Source organism: Microbacterium sp. (assembly GCF_031178525.1).
Taxonomy (GTDB): Bacteria; Actinomycetota; Actinomycetes; order Actinomycetales; family Microbacteriaceae; genus Microbacterium.
This window is the reverse complement of record NZ_JAPSJA010000265.1, coordinates 1-3,232: the sequence shown is the minus strand read 5'-3', so window position 1 is coordinate 3,232 and position 3,232 is coordinate 1. Positions and strand designations below refer to the sequence as shown.

Genomic DNA, 3,232 nt, shown 5'->3' with positions numbered 1-3,232 from the left:
GCGGAGAGCTCGGTGTCGGGCGTGGCGCCCGTCACCGCGTCCCCTCGCCCGTGGTCTCGCTCGGCGGCTCGTGGCCCTCCGGCTCCGCGGCGGGATGGCCCGGCGCCTCCTCGTCCACCGGCTGCACCGGCTTCAGCAGGTCGGCGACCGACCCCAGGACCTCGTTCGGGCGGAACGGATACCGCGCGATCTCGCGCTCGTCGCTGATCCCGGTCATGACCAGGATGGTGTGCAGACCCGCCTCGATGCCGGCGACGATGTCCGTGTCCATCCGGTCGCCGATCATCCCCGTGGACTCGGAGTGCGCGCCGATCCGGTTCAGAGCGGAACGGAACATCATGGGGTTCGGCTTGCCGACGACGTAGGGAACGCGCCCGGTGGCCTTCGTGATGAGCGCGGCGATCGCGCCCGTGGCGGGCAGCGGGCCCTCGGCGCTGGGGCCGGTGGCGTCGGGGTTGGTCACGATGAAGCGCGCGCCCTTGCCGATCAGCCGGATCGCCTTGGTGATCGCCTCGAACGAGTAGTTGCGCGTCTCGCCCACGACCACGTAGTCGGGGTTCGTCTCGGTCATGATGAAGCCGGCCTCGTGCATCGCGGTGAGGATGCCCGCCTCGCCGATCACGAACGCGGATCCGCCCGGCGCCTGCGACTTGAGGAAGTCCGCGGTCGCGAGCGCGCTCGTCCAGATCCGGTCCTCCGGCACCTCGATGCCCGAGGACCGCAGGCGCGCGCTGAGGTCGCGCGGCGTGAAGATCGAGTTGTTCGTGAGCACGAGGAACGGCGTGTCCTCATCGCGCCACTTCGCCAGCAGCTCGGGGGCGCCGGGGATCGGCACGTTCTCGTGCACGAGGACGCCGTCCATGTCGGTGAGCCAGCACTCGATCTCGTCGCGTTGCATGCGGCCATCTTTTCAGGCTTGCGCGCGCGCCGTCGCCCCTTGGTCACCTTCGTCGGTCTGGGGGAGCGGCGCGTCGCGCGCGCACGCCCGACGAACAGCGCGGTCTGCGCGGTGTCGGCCGATTGGGGGACGCCCGGGAGGATACGGTTGCGGTGTGATCACGCCAGGCCCGGCCGACTGGGATCCGGGCTCGCTGCCGGATCTCTCCGGTCGCGTGTACCTCGTGACCGGAGCGAATGCGGGTCTCGGCTACTTCGCGAGCGAGAAGCTCGCGGCGGCCGGCGCGCACGTGATCCTGAGCGGGCGGCACCCGAACCGGCTGGCGGCCGCGCACGACGCGATCGAGGCGCGCGTGCCGGGAGCCTCGGTCGAGACGCTGCTGCTCGACGTGAGCAACCCGGGGTCGATCCGGGCCGCGGCGGCGTCCGTGCGGGGCGGCCCGTTCTCGCGATCGCGCCTCGACGGCGTGCTGCTCAACGCGGGCATCGTGCACACGCCGCGCACGCGCGAGCTCACGCGCGACGGGCGCGAGCTCGTGTTCGCCACGAACGCCCTCGGGCACTTCGTGCTGGCGGCCGAGCTGCTGACCACGCTGGCGAAGTCCGCCTCCCGTCGCGAGCACAGCCGGCTCGTGTGGCTGGGCAGCGTGTCCACCCACCTCGGCATCGGCGAACCCACCGACTTCCAGCTCGAGCGCCGCTACGAGGCCTGGCACGCGTACGTGCAGTCGAAGCTCGTCGTGCACGCGCTCGGGATCGAGGCGGACGCGCGGCTGCGCGCGGCGGATGTCCCCGTCGACAGCGTGGTCGCGCATCCTGGCTACTCGATCGGCGGCCGCACCGAGATGGTGACGGGGGTGAACGAGCCGAGCCGGTGGAAGCGGCTGCGCGACAGCGTGCAGCCCTGGGCCCAGAGCAAGAACCGCGGCGCGGACTCGCTCGTGCGCGCGCTGACGGATCCGGATGTCCGCGGCGGGGAGTACTGGGGGCCGAAGTTCTGGACGCAGGGCCGGACGGTGCGCCAGCGTCCGTCGCGGTGGGCGGCGGACAGGGATGTGCGCACGCGCGTGTGGGAGGAGTGCGAGCGCCTCACCGGCATGGAGTGGCCCTTCGCCCGTGCAGCCCGCGCCGCGCGCTGAGGTCGGCGTGGGCCGCACGCGACCTGCTCGTCGCGCGGGCGAAGCGAGCCGAGACGCGCTTCAGAAGCGGAATGCGTGGTGGATGGCGAGCATGCCGGCGCCAATCAGCCCCGCGCGATCACCCGTCCGCGCGGTCATGATCTGCAGGTTGCGCGTGGCGAGCGGCATCGCGCGCTGGTAGACGACCTCGCGCACGCCCGCGAGCAGATGCTCGCCGGCCGCGGCCATCTGACCGCCGATCGAGATGACCGACGGATTGAGGAAGCTGATGCTCGCCGCGAGCACCTCACCGAGGTCGCGGCCGGCTTGCCGGACGGCCTGGATCGTGCGCAGATCGCCCGCTGCCACGAGCGAGACGACGTCGCGGGCCGTCACGGCCTCGATGCCCTGCGCGCGCAGCTCCGACGCCACCGCCGGGCCCGACGCGAGCGCCTCGAGGCAGCCCTCGTTGCCGCACGGACACAGCACACCCTCGCCGCGGCCGACCCGCACGTGCCCGATGTCGCCCGCGATGCCCTGCGCGCCGCGCTGGAGCAGGCCGCCCGAGATGATGCCGGCGCCGATGCCCGTGGCGACCTTGACGAACAGGAAGTGGTCGATGTCCTGATCCAGACGGCTGTGCTCGCCGAGCGCCATGATGTTCACGTCGTTGTCGACGAGCACGGGCGCCGGGATGTGGTCGTCGAACCAGCCGGGCACGTCGAACCCGTCCCATCCCGGCATGATCGGCGGCTTCGACGGGCGGCCGGTCGAGAAGTGCACGGGCCCGGGGAGCCCGACCCCCACGGCGATGATCGCGGAGCGGTCGCGGCCCAGCTCCGCGAGCAGCGCGTCGGCGATCTCGAGCGCCAGGCTGAGGACCGGATCCGGGCCCTCGGCGACGCTGAGCGGCGCGCGCCGACGCAGCAGCACGTCGCCCACGAGGTTCGTCAGGCCCACCTGCACGTGGCTCGCTCCCACATCGATCGCGAGCGCCAGCCGCGCCTCGGGGATGAGGGCGATGCGACGCGGCGGGCGGCCGCCGGTCGATCGTCCGGGATCGGCGGGGCCGATCAGACCGAGCCCCGAGAGCGCGTCGAGGCGCAGGCTCACCGTGGAGCGCGCGACGCCGGTCGCCGCGGCCAGGTCGGACACGGTGCGAGGCCGGCCGTCGCGCAGCAGCTCGAACAGCTCACCGGCGTCCGCGCCGCCGAGTG

Annotated in this window: 3 protein-coding genes; 1 reads left to right on the top strand and 2 read right to left on the bottom strand. The window is 72.8% G+C overall.

Annotated elements, in window-relative coordinates:
• Nucleotides 1-31 precede the first annotated feature (31 nt).
• Nucleotides 32-898, bottom strand: coding sequence for an HAD-IIA family hydrolase (locus tag RIF89_RS12860; protein WP_309069495.1), 867 nt, complete (start codon nucleotides 896-898; stop codon nucleotides 32-34).
• A gap of 154 nt (nucleotides 899-1,052) precedes the next feature.
• Here RIF89_RS12860 and RIF89_RS12855 point away from each other — a divergent pair, with 154 nt between their 5' ends.
• Complete coding sequence (locus RIF89_RS12855; protein WP_309069494.1) at nucleotides 1,053-2,036, top strand: SDR family NAD(P)-dependent oxidoreductase; 984 nt, start codon at nucleotides 1,053-1,055, stop codon at nucleotides 2,034-2,036.
• A 60-nt stretch (nucleotides 2,037-2,096) separates the two neighbouring features.
• Here the strand turns inward: RIF89_RS12855 and RIF89_RS12850 are convergent.
• On the bottom strand, nucleotides 2,097-3,232 hold a 1,136-nt coding region (locus RIF89_RS12850), incomplete at its 5' end, for an ROK family transcriptional regulator (RefSeq protein ID WP_309069493.1).

What these genes read in the sequence shown, in the direction of transcription:
- RIF89_RS12860 (WP_309069495.1), bottom strand. Translation starts at nt 898, where the DNA reads ATGCAACGCGACGAGATCGAGTGCTGGCTCACCGACATGGACGGCGTC.